Below are 579 nucleotides of genomic sequence, written 5' to 3' on the forward strand. Positions count from 1 at the left end.
GCTCGGCGACGTCAAGCTCGCCGCGGTCTGCGGCGCCTGGCTCGATCTTGCGACCGTGGTCGCGGTGATCGAGCTTGCGGCGCTGCTCGCGATCGGTGCCTATGTCGCCAATGCTGCTCTGCAACGGAAGCCGCTGCGCGCGACGGCGTTCCTGCCGTTCGGGCTGTTCCTGGCACCGGCGATCTGGATCGGATGGCTGGGCGAGACCTGGTACACGAACTGGCTCGGCGGCTGGCCGGGCTGAAGCCTGGGATCGGGACCATCGCCGTTCCGGGGCCGCCCCCACACACAAACGCGAAAACAACCCCATGCACAGTAGACGGGGACAGGTTTTTCAATGATTTACCGATCGGCGTGCTTTGCGGATCCTGCGAAGCGATTTGACACGTCGGACAAACACCACGATGGCGATGGCGCGCTACACCGCCCTCCCGAAGATCACGTACCAATAGGTGACCGAGCTGACAGTCGACAAAGGCGCGGCGCTCAGTGCTCGCGGCTCGGCGCCCATTCCAGCGCCCGCAGGCGGGCCTGCGCGATCTCTCCACGCGTCATCTTGGTGGTGACGGCATCGCGGAT

1 pseudogene is annotated in these 579 nt (G+C 65.5%); it reads left to right on the plus strand.

The annotated features are described in order from the left end of the window. A pseudogene (locus tag MOV74_RS39940) lies at positions 1-244 on the plus strand (prepilin peptidase); the annotation flags it as partial. Positions 245-579 lie beyond the last annotated feature (335 nt).

The sequence above is a fragment of the Bradyrhizobium sp. SHOUNA76 genome (genome assembly GCF_023006445.1).
Taxonomy (GTDB): Bacteria; Pseudomonadota; Alphaproteobacteria; order Rhizobiales; family Xanthobacteraceae; genus Bradyrhizobium.